Consider the following 20,112-nt stretch of genomic DNA (forward strand, 5'->3'; position numbering starts at 1 on the left):
CATAAGCTACAAAAACTTATGAATGAATTTTTTTATGATTGAATTTGGCTTTGTTTGAGGCTCTTCATATGGTAAATCAAAGACCATATGCTCAAGTAAATGCACATCGAAATTATCCTTTTCAATATACATTTCTAAATCTAATTTCCCAGTTGGATTGTAGACAATAATATCTACACCTAAGCGGTTTAAGAAGGTAAGCAATGCGGCATCCTCACGCGTAAGTTCTCCGTCCATTTGAGAATGGTACAGCACTAATCGAGGAATTTCCTGCGAAAAATCAAAGTTCTGAAGCAAACGAAGGATCTCTACTGGAATCAATGCCGCCTGTTTGAACATGAATAACTGTAAATCTAACGGTTTTTCATGATTTAACGGAAGTAATCCCGGATGCTCGCAGCAATCCTTAATCGTGTGCGCAATCGCTTGCTGCAACGATTCTTGTAGCTGTCCATATTGCCACCAATCACTTGCCATCATTTTAGCAGGTGACAGTTCATTCTTTTCTAAACAGTGATTATAATGGAACTGGAAATTGGCCTTACTGCTTTTCATATAAGGAAAAGCCTTCACAAACTGTACATTTGAACCTTCTAAAAGCTTGTGCATATTCGCCCAATATTCTTCGCGGTCGGCCGATACACCAGCTATTTTAGCAAATATAACAGGGATATAGATTTGCTCTCCGATAACTTTGAACTCCGGACGTACCATCGCTTTTTCGTGACCGTAGATAAATATATCATCGTATGTTGTACGTAATGTAATGGAGCGAGGTAAATGATCCTTAAATTGCCAAGGCTTATACACGCCGGATTGCTGATCATGCATTAATTTATCAAAATGCTTGCTTGAGCGATAACCAACAGTCGCTTGACGCTCGCGTAATTTATCAGGAAACGGCTGTAATGTTGTTGTCGTCTTATAGCTATATACAACAGAAAACTGCCCTAAAGGATCGAGTGCGCTTAGCGCATCCTCCCCAGTTGGTGAAAAGAGAAGCACATCACAACCTAGCTCCATTAATAATAATAAAAAATATCGTTGACTAATCGTTGCCTCCCCGTACCATACAACTTTCGGAAAATCGTCTCCAATCGTTAGCTCTGCTGACCATTTTGCCCAGTGATTCTTCAGCCATTTCACAATATCAATCAGGAAACGTCTAAACTCATTCGACAATAATCCTGCTGCTTGCTGCTGTTGAAATAGTTCAATAATTTTTATTGTAGACAGCTGCAAATGCTTATTGATAAAAGCATTAGGATTTTGTGGTATTAACTGATAACCATACATCATTGCCACTAATCGATTAATGGACAAGCCTTTAGGTGTTTCAAGATGTACTTTCAATATATCTTGCACAGCTTGAAAATCCTTTGGGTCGATATATTTGTCTAATTCTTCACTTAACACATGTACTGCCTCGTTTTTGCCCATATCAAATAACGTATTAAAGTAACTGTCTTCTTCTACTGGAACACCGAGTACTCGGAGGGCAATACGGCTAAAGCGGTATACAGTATCGTCACTTTCATAAAGCGCCCTAACTTTGCTAGACGAAAAAAACAACTCCTGCCAATCCGCTGTATCCTTATGTAAAATAGGCTCTATTTGCATATTCCTCATACAAACTCCTCCTTTCTAACAGAGTGTGTTTGAACTAAATTTTTTTATACTTTGTCCCCTATAGTGTAACATGATTTGCGCGTACTAGAACATCTTGTAGTAGCTCTTTTGTGAAGGCAGATCCATTTTCTTTCGAATAGACTGTTTGTTTCAATTTTTGTGGCTGTTCATCCTTTAAATCCCCGTGCAACGGCGTATAACCACGATCCGAAATAGCCAACATATTGTAATCCATTATTGAATCACCGGCTGCAAAATGGTAATCATAGCTATATTTATTTTTGATATACGAAATAGCCGCTTCCTTCGTTAACACATTTGGAATAAAATATAGCTTTTTATTTTGCAATAAAACATGCCAGCCAAGATTATGGAATTCCTCTTTTAACTGTTGCAATTCATCTGCTCGCACGCGCTCTAAATTAACGTGATATAAATAAAATAAATCGTCAAAATAAAAAGAACGCTCAATCCAATCGTCATGCTTCATATTTTTAAATACTTGTAGCATCTCTTCATCAGGAATTGAGGTATCTTCAATCGTTTTACGCAATTGCTTTGCCCATACATCATCTGGCTTACCATTTTCTAAAACAGTACCACCATTACTCGTAATCGCAACTGCTGGATTTAACTCCTGCATAAGATGAATACGTTTATATTGATATAAAGCACGTGTCGTAACAGGAACGAAAATCGTTTTCTCTCGCACTTCCTTTAACAAATCAATCGTGTCATCCGTCATCCAGCTAATAATTTCATCACCTTTACGCTCCACTACAGTTTTCGCTGAAGCTGGTGGATAGAGTGTCATCATTCGACTAGAATAGATTAACGTTCTGTCTAAATCAGATGTAAAAAGTATCACAATTTTAGCTCCTCTATACGTTTTTTATTAGTCCACAACAAGAATAGGACATATTAGAGTACTCTTCTATAGGGATATTTTTATCTTTCGCTAATAACAATACATGTTCTAAATCCTCTATACATGCAGGATTGATTAATATTTTCCATGGTATTCTTCGCAGTAAGACGCGCGTTGTCTCCCCTACGCCTGGCTTCACAAGATTAACATCTGTAATATGCATTTCTTCTTGAATGGCCTGTACTGCTTTCATTCCCTGCCATGTCGGTGTTGTATTTTCTAAAAGACGCTTGGTGAGAATTTCTTGAACCTCTTCAGTCACAAGTTCGAAATGATCAGAAACCGCTTCAATATATAAATTCGACACATCGGAACTTTGTAGCTCTTTATAATACTTTGCCCCATGGAAATCACCCTTCTCCATAAAGCTATAATTCAAAACTGTACGGCTAACTAACCCTGATACCGTTGAATTTAAACAAGCTGATGGAATAAGGAAATCCTCGCGCGTACCGTAAAGCGAAACACAGTGACCTGGGTCTGCCAAAACAGCCAATTCACTTTCAATTTGTGACTTATTTTGTGCATTAAAATGCGCACAAGACTTGTCTAGCTCTTTCGTAATCGCACCTTTCCCTGTCCAGCCGTCGATAAACTGAATAGCCGCTGTTGGATGCTGTTCGAAAATATAACGAATAGCTGTCTCATCAAGACCTCTACCACGTATAATAGATATGGAATAATGTGGAACATCGACATTGTAACGCTCTTTGAAATAGCGCTTAATAAGCACGCCAATTGGTGTTCCCGCTCGCGCTAAACTAACTAACACCAAATTTTCAAGACCTTTACGTAGTTTTATTTGCTCTGCCACAACGCCAACAGCAATTGCGATACGTTTAGCATAATCAGCAAGTGTCCGGTGGAATAAAGCTAAATACTCCTCAGACGGCTGATATTCAATCGGTAGCATTTCAGAATAATGCGTCCCTGATTGAATAAGACGTTCACGCTCTTCATTGCTTATTTCTAATGATAATGTACTTAAGTCACGCAGCAAGAAAACAGCGTCATCTGCCTTATAACTCCCCATCATATCTGGTTTATTTATTAATTCAATCATTTTGATTTCTCTCCTTATTCATCACTACGATATAAATATGCTCGATATTGAGCTTCTCAAGTTGCTGTATCACTTCATCTAAGGCCTGCTTATTTGCAATACGTTCTAAAACAAGGAAAAGTTCCGTGTATGGATATGTTTCTAAATTATATAAGAAGTTCACTACTCCGTTATTCTCAGGACAATCGAAAGCCCATTTCTGTGAAATCGTATAGCCTTCCTCTAAAGAAGGATAAATCGGACTCCTTGTAGATGATTGGAAATACACATTCGGCCCCATAAATGACGCGATACGCATCGGCATATACATAAATTCTCCTGTACCAACGACGAGCGCTGAGCCAGTTGTACGCAACCCACCTAACTTCTTAGCAATTTGTTGTAGAGTTGCATCTATATCATGATGCAACTCTGCTTTTAAGCTAAAACGGCCTGTTCCTTGTAGATAATAGGCTTCATTGACCTTGTTCCGTTCATCTGTAGACGTATATGGATGGTATGCATCTATCTCCACATCAACCACTTGAATTTCAGCCTTTTTGTACTCTGGATTTTCCAATTGCTGCTCATCTAATAACGGTACACTGTGCAATTCAAAACGTCCTTGCACGATCGATAAAAACTGAATTGTAATGCCCCATTCCTGCTCTAAACGAGCGAAAATAGCTTGCTGCTCCTGTGAACGCCAATCTAAAATTGCCATAACCGTATAATGCTTAATATGTGGGAAACGATTTTTCAACGTTTCTATAATATTAATAACAGTATTTCCAGTTGTCATTTCATCATCAACTAATACGATACGTTTAGCCTGCTCAAAAACGGCAGCATTCGTAGAATAAACACGATGGCTCGTGGCATGAGAATGCTCCTCTTCAAAACAGATAATAGGCTGAAGCTCATTTACAGACTCGCGTGTCGTATGAATATACGTCGCATTTGAATCAAAATAGCGGAATACAGCATGCCCTAGCGCCGTTGCCGTTTCTGCAAAGCCAATAAAAAGTGTTTCATCTGGCAATTGGACTGGCTGTTTTGCAACAAGCTGTACAGTTTCTTGTAAATCGACTTCTCGATTCATAGCACGGGCCACTTGCTCCTGCAATATAGCCTTTTCTCCATATATACAATCCATATAACGCATACTAAGTAATGTACCAACTAATAACGGCATTTGCGGCTCAACAGCTAAATGCTTTCCAAGCATTTTACTGACAAAAAGAAAGCCTCGTTTTTTGTTAATACGCGTAGCCATTTGAAATAAATCCTCAATCTCAAAACCAAAAGGATTGTGATCTAAAGTTACCGTAATCTGATAATCACCTAAAATCGGTAATCGTTGTTTGTACTGATCTATCTGCATCCATCTCACCATCCGAATTTAATAGCAGAGTTGTAAAATCCTCTGATTCATTTAATACACCGTAAAATTTTGCTCGCATTATTATTTGCTCCGCCCAAAAGCTATGCGGCTTCATCTCATTCATCTTATTTTCATACTGACTTTTCAAAACACCTTTTGAACCGTTATTATGCTCCATAATACTAACCGCATCGCAATACTCTTCATGCGTCACAGCATATAATCCATGCACAAAACGAATATGGGTTGGGTGAATAATTGTTTTACCTAAAATACCATTTTGCTTATCTAACAATACCTCTTTCACAAGCCCATCTATATATTCATCCAAAATTGCCTGACGTTGATCAATTGCACCCTTATTTAAGAACGGTGTTTGACGTAGCATTGGTTTAAGCACACGCTGATTGCTAAAGTATTCCCACACAGGCCCAGAAATCACATAAGCATCTGGCTGACGTCTAAAAACATTAATAATATCCGTCATGCAATCACGAATGATGGATATATCATAAATCGTAGAATCTGCGCGGCGCCTTATACCATAAATACCACAGAAGTCTGTTGCACCAATGCGAACATTTAAGACATGCTTACGGTATTCATTTAACAACTCTTTAATCGCAAACAAATTTTCTAGTCGTCGCTCTTTATAAATAACATCCGGCGTTTCTAATATTGGCATACCATATATTTTCAACGTATATTGCTGCGCTGTTTCAGCTAGCATGGCAAAATATTTTGCACCAACTTCAACGCCAAATTTCGGGAATACATAACCTGTCAATACGACTTGCTTTTCGCCTATCTTCTGTATTAACCGTTGTAGTTGTTCGGGATTTCTGACACGAATAAACACTAGAGGCATATTCTCTAATATCGAGGAATCCAATAGATAATTGTCAAATATTTTTTCTATAGCGGTAATGACTAAATCCTCAGCGACTAGTAAATCATCGTCTCCAACAGCATCCTCTAAATCTATTACAAGCGAGGTCAAATCAGGATATTTCCGATTTTGAATCACTTCATCTAATTTTGGTAAAGTACCAGGCATATATAACGTCGCACCTAAAGAATATGCCAGTTCCTTAGGATCATCCCATTTTGTAAAGTGCTCTGGTATTTTGTAGAAAATATCGTTTTGCATATACTCAAAATGTCTCATCTTCTTCTCTCCAACGCTATAAATTGTTATTATTAATAGAAAAAGGCGTTCTAAGAGTCTCATATCGTACGACTAATAGAACGCCTTCATTCCAAGTATTACATATTATCAAGCTTTTTCTTGTTTCTGAAATGTACAACGAATGTACCTAAGAAAGCCAAAATTAAAATGAGGAAGAAAGTTGTATGCTGCATATGGAATCCAAATACACCTGCGAACATTTTAAGCGCAATAATAGCGATTAAGACGAAGGCTGTCGTTTCCATCTCCGGTACTTTCTCGATTAATGTAAGGAATATACCCGCAATCGTTCTCATCATAATAATTCCTAGAATACCACCTAATAGTAGAACCCAAACTTGGTCTGAGATTGCAAAAGCAGCTAAAATGGAGTCAACTGAGAAAGCGATATCCATTAATTCAACTGAAATAACAGTCGCCCAGAATAAACCAAAGACGCGTACAGTCCAACCACCTTTTTTGAACTCTTGGGCATCATCATCTCCGCCTTTATTTCTAAAGTGAGAGAATACAATCCACCCTAAATATGCAGCACCTAGAATTTTAACAAGAGAGAATTTTACAAGGTAGACACCTATTCCAATAAATATGAATCGGAAAAAGTAAGCGCCAAACATGCCGTAAAGTAGTGCTTTTTTTCTTTTTTCAGGAGGTAAGTGTTTTACTAAAACGGCTAATACAAGAGCGTTATCCGCCGACAAAAGTCCTTCCATCACAACAAGAGAGCCAATTAAGCCCCAAGAAACGGGATCAGTTAATACTTGTCCCCACATTTCCCAATTAAAAAATTGGGCGTATGTATCTAATATCCCATTTAATATTTCCAATTTACTTCCTCCGTTATTACATATTAAGTTGTATGTCTACAAGCAGATTTATTGTAGCCCGTAAGCATTCACTAATGCCGCTAAACCGCCTTGGTAGCCTGAACCTACAGCTGCGAATTTCCATTCATTATTGTTGCGGTATAATTCACAGAAAACAACAGCTGTTTCAATGCTGAAATCCTCACCTAAGTCATAGCGTAACACTTCAGCTTGAGAATCTTCATTTAGTAGACGAACGTACGCATTTAATACTTGTCCAAAGTTTTGGCGACGTAGTTCTGCATCATGAATCGTGACAGTCACAACGATTTTATCGATTTGTGGAGATACTTTGCTTAAATCCACTAAAACTTTCTCATCATCTCCATCACCTTCACCCGTACGATTATCACCTGTATGTGTAACGGATTGATCTGTACTTGTTAAGTTATTGTAGAAGATAAAATCTTGTTCGTTGCGGCATTTTCCAGACGCATCTAATAAGAACACAGATGCATCTAAATCATAATCTTGACCGCCATCAAACTGTTTAGTATCCCACCCTAAACCAATACCAATATTTTTTAAACTTGGATCGTTTTTCGTTAAATCAATACGTTGACCTTTACTTAGTTGAATTGCCATAAGTTAGACACCCTCTCAAGTTAAATTTAATATCTTAATCTACGCTTAAGCCATAATCATTACAAAGTGCTGCTAAGCCGCCTTGGTAGCCAGCACCAATTGCATTGAATTTCCATTCTGCACCGTGACGATAAATTTCTCCAACTACTACTGCTGTTTCAATACTGAAATCTTCTCCAAGATCGTAGCGTACGATTTCTTGATTAGTATCAGCATTCACTACGCGGATGAAGGCATTTGAAACCATACCAAAGTTTTGACTACGTGCTTCAGCATCATGAATTGTCACTGTAAATGCTACACGTTCAATAGCTGCTGGAATTTGGTTTAATGACACTTTTGTTGTTTCATCATCGCCATCACCATCACCTGTTAAGTTATCACCAGAGTGTACAACAGCTCCAGCAGCACCTGTTGTATTGTTGTAGAAGACGAAATCTTCTGGGCCAGCAACTTTGCCGTTTCCAGCTAATAAGAATACTGAAGCATCTAGGTCAAAGTCTCCGCCACCATCATATTTGTTTGTATCCCAACCTAAACCAACTACTAAGTTTGTTAAACCAGGGTTTGTTTTTGTTAAATCTACTTTTTGTCCTTTTTGCAATGAAACTGAAGCCATTCTAAATTCCTCCTAAAGTTTTATTTATTATTTTTGAAATCTCTTACACACATCGCCTAATTTCGCATCTGTTGTACCATCACCAATAGCGCCGAATTTCCATTCATCGTTATGACGATAAATTTCCCCAGTAACTAGTGTTGTTAAATCAGAATAATTATCTGATAAATTGTAACGAATGAGCTCATTTCCTGTCGAAGGTTCATATACGCGAATATACGCATTTTGAATCAATCCGAAGTGCTGCTTGCGCTTCACACTGTTGTAAATATTCACAACAAAGACAAGCTTATCGTAGGCTGCTGGGACAGCTTTTAAATCGACTGTCACACTCTCGTCATCGCCATCACCATCACCTGTTAAGTTGTCGCCAGAATGCTGAACCGAGCCACATTTACTTTTTAATTTACCGAAATAAACTACATCTTTTCCGTCTTGTAAATGACCATCCTTCAACATTAAAACTGAAGCATCACAGTCAATATTACTATTACTGCTGCCGCCACCGAATAAACCGCCTAAAAGACCGCCACCGCCACTTTTACCAACGGGATCCCATCCTAAACCTACCACTATACGATTTAAATCCGCTTTACCTTTTGTTAAATCAACTCGTTGACCTTTTTGCAAATTAATTCCCACAGTCAAGCACTCCCTATACCTATAAATTCTACCTTATTTCGATGATAACTTGAAAATTAATTTTATACAATTATTTCTATAAACTAAGAAATAACTAATCCGATAATTTTGTTATCATTTTGATGTTTTCTACCAACAAAAAGATTGATAGACTACAAATTCACTACTTTTTTTCACAGAAAATATACATTTCCATAAATTTCTATCATAAAGGAATCAATAACTAGGTATATAATTCTTTTCCGATAAATTAAACTCTGTATAAACTGTAATTTTCTTGATGGTTTTTGGTAATATAATTCCTATCTTATTATGTAAGACTTAAAACCACTTGTTTTCTAGTTAATTATACTACCTATTACTATTTACGATTAAGAATTTAAAAAGTTTCTTTTTTAAAAAATTTTATTTTATCTAATAGAAAAGACGTTTTCATTAGTCTATTATGACTATGAAACGCCTCTGTTATTTCCCAGGAAATTCATGAAGGGCTAAAGTATTTCATAAAAAAGAACCTATGCCAAAAACCTTCATTTGATGAAACCGCTACGACTTCTACTAAATTCAATATCTGTTCTTCATCATCAACCAAATAGTAGAGCTTATTATCTTTCACTTTCAAATCACTTGAATACTGTTTATTTAACTGCTCTTGCTGTGTGCCATTTGTATGAATACGTGTTAAATAGCCATATTGATCATCATTATTGAAGTATAACCAGTCTCCTGCTTTTACCAAATATTTTGCTGTAGTGTCCGCTAGTTTCACTTCTGTGTTGTTTTTAATATTACGTTTATAGATGGCTGAGTGATCTGTCTTATTAGTATAATAAAACAGTTTTTCATCTTGTTCAAAGTCTTGGGCATTTCTTATAAAATCATACGTTTTTGCAGTCGCTTTTTTGTAGTCCTTTTTCATCCAATAGTGATCTTCGGCTAGCGCTGAATCCGAAAGTAAGAAGTATTTGTAGCTTACAACACCTGCTCGGTCTGGTGTCGGGTCATTAAAAGTAGAATCGACATGATACCACTTGCCTTCAACCTTCACTAGATTCCATGAATGAGCGACTTGATCAACATTACCTACAACATACTGAACATCAATTCCTGCCGCTTTATACAATTTATATGCGGCTAACGTGTATCCTTGGCAAACCCCTTTACCTTCCTTAAAAACAGCAAATGCAGAATGTGCACTTGCTTTTGTGTCTGCTCCGTACTTTGTATTTAACACGATATAATCATTAATCGCTTTTACTTTTTCATAATCACTCATCTTGTTAGATATTTCTTTTTTTATTATCTTCTTTACCTCTGCATTCACATATTGCTCTTGCTTATTAGTTGTGTGATATGAAAACGTGTATGTTAATGTGGCTGAACTTGACGTATATCTAAAATGACTTTTGCTTTCTCTAAAACTACCTGCAAGATAATCATCTTCTGCTAATACTTGCTCCACTATCCCATTTATTTGCTTCAATTTAGGATCTATATTTCCTTTATAAGTAACCGTTAACTCCCTGTCATAGTTATGCATGGCCTTAGATAAGATTGTTTTTAGGCCTTTTACAGAGGAAACGTTAACTGGTTTTGAAGCCGCTGACACATCCATTCCCTCATGACTAGCACTAGTTAAAATAAACATCAAAGCCAAACTGAAAATCGATAAGTACCAACTTGCTTTTCTCATTGCATCATCACATCCTCTACTTAATAAGTCTACAGACAATGTTAATCTTCTTCAATTCTTTTATTGAATAAATAAAAAGAAGGACCATAAAGAAAGTCCTTTCTTCCTATTATACTTTTTCGATGTCGAAATATTCCGGAACAAGCACACTGTTTAACCTATTTTTTCACGCATATTGTCTACGATGATGGGGACAACTTCTTTAGAGTGACGAGATTCACCATACCTCCATATATATTTAGTTGCGTTTTTTTTCGATGTTGTCAGTAAACTTCAAATTCGTGAACAAAAACAAAATTCATCCTCCTTCATCCATTTTAGTACAAGCAAGTCTTCATACTATTTGATATGATAGTATTAGAATGACGAATGTACTGAGGTGGTCTTGTGCAAGACATTATAAAAAAAATGCAGTCGCTTGGCTTTAACCAATATGAAGCCAAAGCATATTTGGCATTAGTGCGAATTGGCTCTGCAAGTGCTTATCAAGTAAGTAAGGACTCTGGCATCCCACGTGCTCGTATTTATGAAATTTTAAATGGACTTGAGCAACAAGGAATCGTTCTAAAAGAGGAAATCAATGATGCTGCGCAATATTCTCCGCTACCTGTCGATGTCTTTTTAGAATCGATGCAGGTAAACTGGCGCACTAATTTCGAGTCTATTAGTGAGTCGTTAAAAGATCTTGAGAAAACTGAACTGACACCTGATAATCGTGTAGCTACATTAAAAGGTGCTGAGCATATTCTCTCTTACTGTCGCACTTTACTGAAAAAAGCAGAGAAAAAAATAGTCATTTCCATTTGGGGAGACATGTATGAGGAGCTTCTATCCGATTTACAAAAAGCGACTAAATTATGTGCACTAAAAGGGATTGTCTTTGAAGTTGAACAGCCATTAGCTGGTTTAGATTATCACCGCACGACTTCTTATACTAAGAATATTGGTCACCAAAAGTGGTTTATCTTATCTATTGATGGAAAAGAAATGATTTACGGTCCCTCTATTACGGAAAGAGAAACTGCTTTTTATACCGATGATCCAGTTCATATTTACTTATTAGAAAACTATATTTGGCATGATATTCTAGTCAATCGTTTAGTCAAAAATCAAGATGCGATAGTAGAGAAATGGATTGCAACTGAAAGAGAACAATTTTTCTCATTATAATTAAAAAAGACCTTCGCATTTTAATTTTGCGAAGGTCTTTTTTTACAAAATATTCAAGTAATCAAGTACGTTTTTAACGATTAATATCACCGTCACAAAAATAAATAACACGCGCACATAACGTGCACCTTTTTTAATCGCAAATTTTGAACCAACAAGAGCTCCAACAATCATCGCAAGCCCCATTGGAATCCCATATGAAAAATTAACAGCGCCGAGAAACAAGAACATAATAAGCGCCGCAATATTACTAGCAAAATTCAAAAACTTCGCACTACCAGCTGCTTGTAAAAAATCGAAGCCGATCATTAAGAATGCGAAGATGAAAAAAGAACCTGTTCCTGGCCCTAAAAAGCCATCATAAAAACCGATAATGATCATAACAGCTGTAAATAATAGCGCCTTTTTCTTAGCTAGCTTCACATAAGTCGATTTTTGACCCCAGTTTTTTTTGAAGATTGTATAAATTGCTACAGCGATTAACAGTATAAGCACGAGTGGCTTCAGTACTTCTGGAGATATAAAGTGTACAAACCAAGCACCTAACATCGAACCAAAGAAAACGAGTGGGAAAAATTTTCCGACTACTTTAAAATCTATTTTTCCTGAACGAAAAAAAGAAATCGTACTTGCCAGTGACCCCATTGATCCCGCCAGCTTATTCGTCGCAATCGCTGTACCTGGTGTAAGCCCTGTAAACATTAAAGCCGGAATTGAGATCAAACCGCCCCCACCAACAACAGAATCAATAAATGCTGCTAAAAAGCCAAATGCAATTAATAATAAAAGCGTATATAAATCCAATTCCATCATGTAAACCATCTCCCTAACTCTCACAATATAATGCGTTACTACTTTAATAGTAACTATATTCCTCCCCGTTGTAAATAGAGAAAATGAGAAAATGATTGAAACTGCACTGGAAATCCCTACCAATAATTAGATATAGAAGGAAATGATTTTTTGCTCAATATCATTTTCACTATCGGTTGAATTACTATTTTGAAAACCTAATTTGTTAAAGGTGCATGGCAAATTGGCGCAGGAGATCGACAATATGTTTCTTTATCATTGGGTTAATTTGGTATTTTCGCATTAAATAAGGTAGTAAAAGCTACTGCTTTTACTACCTTATTTGTCTATTCAATCACGTTGTAATCCATTTTAGTCAAAATCTTATAGTATTTTTCAAAATAGGGAGTTGAATTAATTTCAGCACATCTTTTTAAACTGGATAATGCACTTTCGATTAGAAATGCACGCGGCTCTTCTTTATTCATCAATTCTTCTTGGATAAAATACAAAAGTTTTAAGTACGTATCTCGTCTTGACTCGTCTTTAGCAAATACTTTTTCAATTTCTTTCCTTAACCCTAGTGTTGTAAAGGATAGTTCATTGTCAAAAGAATCCTCATTATCTCCTTCTGGAAATAATTTATTTACATGATCCGGTGTGAATAAACGAATACCTTCTCTACTTATATCTTCTAATATATTCATAACACGATCCATACCATATTTAGCAATTTGCTTATCTGAAATTTTCTCACGTAACATCTTACTTGTTTGAAGGAAGTTTTGCATTATTCCCATAAAGATAATGGCACAGTCAAATGAATATGCTTGCTTATCCTCTGGAAGGATATTGAGGAATCGCCCATGTACCCACTTTAAAAACATAAATTTAAAATCCTTAATAAACTTAATTAAATCTGGATCATGCGAAACAATGACATCATCTAAAAGCTGTTGTAATTTATTATGTCGATTGACCCCCATCGTTAGAACTACTTGCTCTATAAAAACGTTCACATCTGAGATATCTTCACCAATCACAATCTTGTCCATTTTCTCTTTTGTTTCATCTAACATTAATTTAAATACAGCTTTAAATAGATCTGCTTTCGAAGGGAAATAATTGTAAAATGATCCTTTAGAAATACCACTGTGATCTAAGATTTCTTGTATCGACGTAGCATGATAGCCCTTTTCTATAAATAATTCATGTGTTTTTTCTATAACATGCTTTTTTCGTTTATTCATATATAAACTCCTTTAAAATTAACCTGTTATTTTTCATAATTCAATCATACCACAATGAACCATCGGATTTTTTTTGGACTGATAGTTCATTTTTTGCTTGATTAATAAAATCAGTGGATGTATTATAAGTATCTACAAACTGTTAGTCTACTTTTGGACTATCGGTATAATTTGTATTAATTCATAAAAGGAGATGTATTCTACATGAAAGACACAGAAGCAAAACCTTCGTATGGCCTGTTATTTATATTGATGACGGGTGCATTCGTTGCTTTACTGAGTAATACATTATTGAATATTGCCTTACCTTCAATCATGAAGGATTTCGACGTAAGTGCAGCAACCGTTCAATGGTTATCAACAGGGTATATGTTAGTGAACGGAATTATGGTTCCTACTACTGCCTTTCTAATAAAAAAATATAATGCTAGAAGATTATTCTTAATCGCGATGGGACTATTTTCAATTGGTACGCTTTTAGGAGGATTTGCTCCTGCATTCCCTGTTTTATTAGCGGCTAGAATGATTCAAGCTTCAGGTGCAGCAATTATTATGCCGCTTCTAATGAATGTCATGTTTACAACCTTTCCACCAGAAAAACGTGGTACATCAATGGGGATGTTCGGCTTAGTCATGTTCTTTGCTCCAGCAATCGGACCTACTTTATCAGGTTGGATTATTCAACATTATGAGTGGTCAACTTTATTCTTTGTCATCGCTCCTATTTCAATATTAGTATTGATTTTAGCATTCTTTAAATTACATGATACAAAAGAGAAAGTGACTGCAACATTAGACTTTTTATCTCTTGTTTTCTCTACATTAGGATTTGGTGGGGTTTTATACGGCTTCAGTTCAGCTGGTAATAAAGGTTGGGATGATCCAATCGTAATAATAACACTTGCAGTTGGTGTCGTTTCACTTATTTGCTTTATTTTCCGCCAATTCAAATTAGATGAACCTATGCTTGATTTAAGAGTATATAAATATCCTATGTTTGCTCTTTCTTCCGTCATTTCTTTCACACTTAATATGGCTATGTTCTCAGCTATGTTATTAATGCCAATCTATTTACAAAGCATTCGAGGGATTTCTCCCATAGATTCAGGTTTACTGATGTTACCTGGTGCTATTGTGATGGGTATTATGTCTCCTATTACGGGTAAAATATTCGACAAATTCGGAGCGAAAGCGTTAGCAATAACGGGTTTAGTCATTACCGTTGTAACAACTTACTTCTTTAGTCAATTGACTGCTACTACTGAATACTCAAATTTAGTCATATTATATACAGTGCGTATGTTTGGGATTTCGATGGTTATGATGCCAGTTATGACAAATGGTTTAAATCAGCTACCTGCTAAATTCACGCCACATGGTACCGCTATGAATAGTACGATACAACAAGTTTCTGGCGCTGTAGGTGGTTCTCTTCTTGTAACAATTATGTCCAATCGTTCAGTTACTCATGGTAAAGAATTATTGGAAGAAGCTATCAGCAAACTATCTGCACCTCCAACAAAAGAAGTATTAGTACAGATGAAACAACAAATTATGGCTCAAGCAACAATTGAAGGGATTAATGATGCATTCTTAGTATCTGCAGGTGTTGCGGTTATAGGAGTTATCTTAGCATTCTTTATTAAAAGAACAAGTTCAGAAAAAAAGAGTGAGAAAATTACTGTTAAAGAACCTAATAAGAATGAACCACTTAGTCAAATTCAATAACTTGCCTTTTAATCCGGAAGTTAGAGGAGAGGAGCCCATTGTCTGATTGGCAAAGTAATATCAACACGTTTACAAATATTTTTATTTTCCTATATTTAATACAATATGTAATCAGCTTTTTTAAGAAAGAACATTCGCTTACTAATAGAAAGATCCTTGTAAACTGTTTTTTACTTTCATTATTAGTCATCATTTCATTACCTCTTTTAGATGTAGTTGAAATAGAACTCGATTTTATAATTGATTTCCCATTCAGAAAACGATAATAGATAGATTGAAAACCCCTACCCTTTACTAAATTAGTAGAAGGTAGGGGTTTTCTATTCACTTTCATAGTCAACGTTAATCTTCTTTTTTAGTGTCCAAAGTAATACTTGGTCTTCACTACTAGTTCCTTGCAAATATATCGCTTCTACATTCGCTAAATTCGGGTCCTTTATAGTAAAATCAAAGCCGCCTGATTGACCTCCTGCGAGCACTGTCTTCATTCTCAGATAAAATTTTCCATCCATAATATCAAAAGTATAACCTGCATATTGTCTGGCGCTTTCAGTGAAATCTCCTTTCACATGTAATATTTGTCCATCTTCAACTTGCACTTTTTCAATTTGAATTGCTGCTGTATCTGTTAATTTCGCAACAAATGTATATATGGCAACGCCCAAAATAGCTATAGTAAGAATTGCTGAAATGGCTCCTATTAGTAAACTTCTCATCATCATTCTCCCATTCGTGTAGTCATACAATCCACTCTAATACATTTTTACTACGCACTCTATATTCAAGGTTTATCAATCTTATCGTATTATTTTCAGTAATATATGGTATGGTATATATTGTATTATTTACAACATTTGAACTACGGAGGTATTACTATGAAAAAAACATTATTTGCAACATTCACAACAACATTACTTCTCGGATTATCCGTTCTCCCGTTAGAAACAGATGCTTCAGCTAAAACGTTCAAAAATTGCACAGAACTCAATAAAGTCTACAAAGGCGGCGTTGCTAAAAATGACAAAGTGAAAAATAAAGGCGGAAAAACAAAATATACGCCAACTGTTTCTGCAAAACTTTATGCAGCAAATGCTACGAAAGACCGCGATTCAGACGGCATTGCTTGTGAAAGATAAGCCCTTCTCATAACAAAACAAGCACCTTCCATTTGTGGAAAGTGCTTGTCTTTATTGGTCTACATTTTATTTGTGCTGACAATTACGACAATCTGGACATTTGCCATAAATTTCGAATTTGTGATCATCGATTTCGTATGATGGTAGCTGCTCTTGTAGGAGGTCCATTGGGCAGAGATGAATTTCTTTAATATTGCCACACGCCATACAGATGAAATGGTGATGATGGTGCTCTGTTTCACATTGCATGCGGAAGTGGCGCTCACTGGAAAGCTCGGTTTCTTCAAGAATTCCTAATTGAACAAAGGTTGCAAGATTACGATATATTGTGTCATAACTCATGCCAGGGTAGTCTTTCTTCATCACAACTAGTAGGTCACGGGCCGTTAAATATTTTTCTGTAGCGGCAAACATTTCTAAGATTTGTTCTCGTTTGTCCGTTTTTTTATAGCCACTTTCTTTTAATATTTCCCATGCTTTTGAAATATTCATACCCTAACTCTCCCTTCTAAACTAAGCGCGTACGCTCATCGAAATCTTTTTGCCAATAATGACAACTAATAAAATCAATATAGAGATGACGACAATCGTACCACCCGGTGCTAAGTCTAAGTAAAAGGCTGATACAAGCCCCGCAATTACCGCTGCTTCACCGAATACAATCGCATAGAGAATGGCTTGTTTAAAGCCCTTCGCAATACGAATACTTGCTGCAACTGGCAACGTCATCAATGACGACACTAGTAAAATACCAACAATGCGCATGCTAGCAGCGATCACTAGTGCTGTAATAATCATAAATAATAAGTGAATCCATTTAGCTGGTAAGCCACTTGCCTTTGCATATTCATCATCAAATGATAAAACGAATAATTCTTTATAAAATAAATAAATAAAGGCTAGCACTAACACTGCAATTGCCACAACTATGAATAAATCCTGTCTGCTAACAGCGGATACTGAGCCAAATAAATAACTAAATAAATCCGTGCTAAATCCTTTTGCAAGTGAGATAAAGATTGCACTAATCCCTATCCCACCCGACATAATAATCGGAATAGCTAGCTCCTCATAATGCTTATAGAGACGACGTAAGCGTTCGATTAATACAGAGCCACTAACAGATGCAACAATCCCTAAATACAGCGGATTAAGTAATGCTAGCCCCGTGAATGTTTGGCTTAAATAAAGACTTCCTGCAATCCCTGCAAGGGTTACATGGCTGAGTGCATCTGCAATTAACGATAGTCTTCTGACGACGATGAAAACCCCAAGTAACGGTGCAATGATTCCGATAATAATGCCGGATAAAAATGCGTTTTGTAAAAATTCATAATGTAGGATAGATGAAATCATTGCGTCTTCTCCTCTTTAGTATGGTGAATTTTACGTACAACGTGACCATACCAAGCATTCAATTGATCGGCTGATAAAGAATCGTAATCATTTTTGAAGCCGTGAAAATGAATCGTTTGATTTAAACAAGCAACATGGCTAATTCGATTTGAAACTGTATCAACGTCATGTGTCACTAAAATCATTGTCATTTGATGGTCCTCATTTAAGCTTGCGAGCATATCATAAAATGACTGCACATTTTCGTGGTCAATCCCAACCGTCGGCTCATCTAAGATTAATAGCTTCGGCTCTGCGACAAGCGCTCTTGCAATAAAGACACGCTGCTGCTGTCCGCCTGACAACTCACCGATATTACGATCCGCAAAGCCATCCATGCCGACATCTCGTAATGCTTGTATTACTTTAGAATTTTGACTAGCTAAGTGGCGCTTAAAAAGACCAATCTTCTTTGTTAAGCCACTTGCAACAACTTCTTTGACTGTTGCTGGGAAACCCGAGTTAAAGGAGTTTGATTTTTGTGAAACATAACCAATCCACTCACGATGTTTAAATGTATTTGCTGGCTGTCCGAACAATTCGATTTGGCCAGATGTTGATTTCATTAAACCTAAAATGAGCTTTAACAGTGTGGATTTCCCCGAGCCGTTTGGACCAAGTAATGCGAGAAAATCGCCTTGCTCTACTTTTAAAGAAATATTTGTTAACACTTGCGTATAGTCATATTGGAATGAAACACTTTTTAATTCGATTAAAGGCAGTTGCGCCATATTCTTCGCTTCTTTCTAATTCAGAATCATTACGATTTACAAAATATTAGTATAAGTGAAAGATGGCACTTTGTAAAGTACGAATACTTGAAAGGGTGAATGTATGGATTATGTTTCATTAGTACAGGAATTCCAAGGCAAATCGGATGAGGAGCTTGCCCTCTATGCGAAACATTATAAGATTCCATTATCGAAAAAAGAAATTCAAAAGTTGCGCCCACTATTATCGTCCTTTTCCCTTCAATGGGTGCTAATGGGTATACCCGATCACGTTATGCGGGATATTGAGAAGGCCATTGGTAAACAGAAAACAGCAGATCTACTAAAACAGTTTGGTAGGTAACGTTTTAGTTCATCATGACAATCAGATTATAATAGCACACAACAAAAGAAGACTTCTCACCTTTTTAGGTGAGAAGTCTTCTTAAATCAAAGTTATTCCCCTCTTAATGCATCGATTTTCTCAGGCATAAAAGTTTGACTGCGGAACATTTCAATTTCATAAGCATATGGTGCTTTTTTATTTTTTGCATCTGTACCAACAAAAGGTGTTTCTAAAATTTTCGGTACATCTCGGAATGCTTCATGATGGACGATGCGGTTTAAGGCGTCAAAGCCGATATGACCAAAGCCGATATTCTCGTGACGGTCCTTCGCTGCTCCACAAACATTTTTACTATCATTGATATGAAGCACTTTGATGCGATCGATACCAATCGTTTTATCGAAATTTTCTAGTACTCCGTCAAAATCATTTATAATATCATAACCTGCATCATGTGTGTGACAAGTGTCAAAGCAAATAGACAGACGTTCGTTGTTTTTCACACCGTCGAAAATTTGAGCAAGTTCTTCGAATGTGCGACCACATTCAGAGCCTTTACCTGCCATTGTTTCGAGGGCGATTTGAACTGGATAATCTTGTGATAAGACTTCGTTTAGTCCTTCGATGATTCTCGCAATACCAACGTCAGCACCTGCGCCAACATGGGCACCTGGATGTAAGACAATTTGTTTTGCTCCAATTGCTGCTGTACGTTCGATTTCTTTTTGAAGGAAATCAACACCAAGTGCGAATACTTCAGGTTTTGTCGTATTTGCGATATTGATAATATATGGTGCATGGACAACGATATTCGATAGTCCATGCTCCGTCATATGCAATTGTCCTGCATCAATATTCAACTCTTCAATTGGTTTTCTGCGCGTATTTTGAGGAGCACCTGTATAGATCATGAAAGTGGATGCCCCGTAGGATGCCGCTTCTTCACTAGAAGCTAGCAGCATTTTCTTGCCGCTCATAGATACGTGTGAGCCAATAAGCATGGTCTGT

21 protein-coding genes are annotated in these 20,112 nt (G+C 36.5%); 4 read left to right on the top strand and 17 right to left on the bottom strand.

Annotation, left to right across the window (positions count from 1 at the left end; genetic code table 11):
* Nucleotides 1–6: 6 nt before the first annotated feature.
* The 10 genes from JFL43_RS00065 to JFL43_RS00110 all read right to left on the bottom strand — a co-directional run bounded on the left by JFL43_RS00065 (nucleotide 7) and on the right by JFL43_RS00110 (nucleotide 10,577).
* Nucleotides 7–1,629, bottom strand: coding sequence for a YceG family protein (locus JFL43_RS00065; protein WP_200747451.1), 1,623 nt, complete (start codon nucleotides 1,627–1,629; stop codon nucleotides 7–9).
* Between the two features lie 58 nt (nucleotides 1,630–1,687).
* On the bottom strand, nucleotides 1,688–2,497 hold the full coding sequence (locus JFL43_RS00070) for a hypothetical protein (protein ID WP_200747452.1): 810 nt from the start codon (nucleotides 2,495–2,497) through the stop codon (nucleotides 1,688–1,690).
* Nucleotides 2,498–2,510: 13 nt separating this feature from the next.
* Nucleotides 2,511–3,620 carry a cysteine protease StiP family protein gene (locus tag JFL43_RS00075; RefSeq protein WP_200747453.1) on the bottom strand — a complete coding sequence of 370 codons (1,110 nt, stop codon included), beginning with the start codon at nucleotides 3,618–3,620 and terminating at the stop codon, nucleotides 2,511–2,513.
* Entirely contained in the window at nucleotides 3,613–4,983 is a 1,371-nt protein-coding gene (locus tag JFL43_RS00080; protein WP_200747454.1) for a phosphoribosyltransferase family protein, read from the bottom strand. Before JFL43_RS00080 ends, JFL43_RS00075 begins: the two co-directional genes overlap by 8 nt.
* Nucleotides 4,940–6,151, bottom strand: coding sequence for an HpcH/HpaI aldolase/citrate lyase family protein (locus tag JFL43_RS00085; RefSeq protein ID WP_200747455.1), 1,212 nt, complete (start codon nucleotides 6,149–6,151; stop codon nucleotides 4,940–4,942). Before JFL43_RS00085 ends, JFL43_RS00080 begins: the two co-directional genes overlap by 44 nt.
* Before the next feature lie 98 nt (nucleotides 6,152–6,249).
* On the bottom strand, nucleotides 6,250–6,999 hold the full coding sequence (locus tag JFL43_RS00090; RefSeq protein WP_200747456.1) for a TerC family protein: 750 nt from the start codon (nucleotides 6,997–6,999) through the stop codon (nucleotides 6,250–6,252).
* Nucleotides 7,000–7,047: 48 nt separating this feature from the next.
* Nucleotides 7,048–7,623 (bottom strand): TerD family protein, encoded by a 576-nt coding sequence (locus tag JFL43_RS00095; RefSeq protein WP_200747457.1) that lies wholly within the window; start codon nucleotides 7,621–7,623, stop codon nucleotides 7,048–7,050.
* A gap of 34 nt (nucleotides 7,624–7,657) precedes the next feature.
* A complete protein-coding gene (locus JFL43_RS00100; protein WP_100794259.1) occupies nucleotides 7,658–8,242 on the bottom strand; it encodes a TerD family protein in 585 nt (194 codons plus the stop codon).
* Between the two features lie 27 nt (nucleotides 8,243–8,269).
* Nucleotides 8,270–8,884, bottom strand: a complete 615-nt coding sequence (locus JFL43_RS00105) for a TerD family protein (protein WP_200747458.1) — start codon at nucleotides 8,882–8,884, stop codon at nucleotides 8,270–8,272.
* Between the two features lie 481 nt (nucleotides 8,885–9,365).
* Entirely contained in the window at nucleotides 9,366–10,577 is a 1,212-nt protein-coding gene (locus tag JFL43_RS00110; RefSeq protein ID WP_200747459.1) for a transglutaminase domain-containing protein, read from the bottom strand.
* 387 nt (nucleotides 10,578–10,964) lie between these two features.
* Here JFL43_RS00110 and JFL43_RS00115 point away from each other — a divergent pair, with 387 nt between their 5' ends.
* Nucleotides 10,965–11,747, top strand: coding sequence for a TrmB family transcriptional regulator (locus tag JFL43_RS00115; RefSeq protein WP_200747460.1), 783 nt, complete (start codon nucleotides 10,965–10,967; stop codon nucleotides 11,745–11,747).
* Between the two features lie 42 nt (nucleotides 11,748–11,789).
* Here the strand turns inward: JFL43_RS00115 and JFL43_RS00120 are convergent, their stop codons facing one another.
* Nucleotides 11,790–12,560, bottom strand: a complete 771-nt coding sequence (locus JFL43_RS00120) for a sulfite exporter TauE/SafE family protein (RefSeq protein WP_200747461.1) — start codon at nucleotides 12,558–12,560, stop codon at nucleotides 11,790–11,792.
* Nucleotides 12,561–12,886: 326 nt separating this feature from the next.
* Nucleotides 12,887–13,789, bottom strand: a complete 903-nt coding sequence (locus JFL43_RS00125; protein ID WP_200747462.1) for a TetR/AcrR family transcriptional regulator — start codon at nucleotides 13,787–13,789, stop codon at nucleotides 12,887–12,889.
* A 204-nt stretch (nucleotides 13,790–13,993) separates the two neighbouring features.
* Between JFL43_RS00125 and JFL43_RS00130 the strand changes: the two genes are divergently transcribed.
* Entirely contained in the window at nucleotides 13,994–15,517 is a 1,524-nt protein-coding gene (locus JFL43_RS00130; protein ID WP_100794265.1) for a DHA2 family efflux MFS transporter permease subunit, read from the top strand.
* 320 nt (nucleotides 15,518–15,837) lie between these two features.
* Here JFL43_RS00130 and JFL43_RS00135 read toward each other — a convergent pair whose 3' ends face one another.
* Nucleotides 15,838–16,233, bottom strand: coding sequence for a hypothetical protein (locus JFL43_RS00135; protein ID WP_200747463.1), 396 nt, complete (start codon nucleotides 16,231–16,233; stop codon nucleotides 15,838–15,840).
* 159 nt (nucleotides 16,234–16,392) lie between these two features.
* Here JFL43_RS00135 and JFL43_RS00140 point away from each other — a divergent pair, with 159 nt between their 5' ends.
* Nucleotides 16,393–16,653 (top strand): excalibur calcium-binding domain-containing protein, encoded by a 261-nt coding sequence (locus JFL43_RS00140; RefSeq protein WP_100794268.1) that lies wholly within the window; start codon nucleotides 16,393–16,395, stop codon nucleotides 16,651–16,653.
* Between the two features lie 66 nt (nucleotides 16,654–16,719).
* On the opposite strand, the gene JFL43_RS00145 is transcribed toward JFL43_RS00140, so the two are convergent.
* Genes JFL43_RS00145 through JFL43_RS00155 form a run of 3 tightly spaced genes read right to left on the bottom strand, consistent with a single transcriptional unit; the run spans nucleotide 16,720 to nucleotide 18,779 of the window.
* The gene (locus tag JFL43_RS00145; protein WP_100794269.1) at nucleotides 16,720–17,145 is read right to left on the bottom strand and encodes a Fur family transcriptional regulator; all 426 of its coding nucleotides are present in this window, start codon (nucleotides 17,143–17,145) and stop codon (nucleotides 16,720–16,722) included.
* A gap of 21 nt (nucleotides 17,146–17,166) precedes the next feature.
* Entirely contained in the window at nucleotides 17,167–18,009 is an 843-nt protein-coding gene (locus JFL43_RS00150) for a metal ABC transporter permease (protein ID WP_200747464.1), read from the bottom strand.
* Nucleotides 18,006–18,779 (bottom strand): metal ABC transporter ATP-binding protein, encoded by a 774-nt coding sequence (locus JFL43_RS00155; RefSeq protein WP_100794271.1) that lies wholly within the window; start codon nucleotides 18,777–18,779, stop codon nucleotides 18,006–18,008. The genes JFL43_RS00150 and JFL43_RS00155 overlap by 4 nt, the downstream gene beginning before the upstream one ends.
* A 103-nt stretch (nucleotides 18,780–18,882) precedes the next feature.
* Between JFL43_RS00155 and JFL43_RS00160 the strand changes: the two genes are divergently transcribed.
* The gene (locus JFL43_RS00160) at nucleotides 18,883–19,122 is read left to right on the top strand and encodes a hypothetical protein (RefSeq protein WP_100794272.1); all 240 of its coding nucleotides are present in this window, start codon (nucleotides 18,883–18,885) and stop codon (nucleotides 19,120–19,122) included.
* Between the two features lie 92 nt (nucleotides 19,123–19,214).
* Here the strand turns inward: JFL43_RS00160 and JFL43_RS00165 are convergent, their stop codons facing one another.
* Nucleotides 19,215–20,105: a deoxyribonuclease IV gene (locus tag JFL43_RS00165; RefSeq protein ID WP_200747465.1), complete on the bottom strand. Its 891-nt coding sequence runs from the start codon at nucleotides 20,103–20,105 to the stop codon at nucleotides 19,215–19,217.
* Nucleotides 20,106–20,112: the final 7 nt, after the last annotated feature.

It is taken from the genome of Viridibacillus soli, assembly GCF_016612995.1.
In the GTDB taxonomy this organism is placed as follows: domain Bacteria; phylum Bacillota; class Bacilli; order Bacillales_A; family Planococcaceae; genus Viridibacillus; species Viridibacillus soli.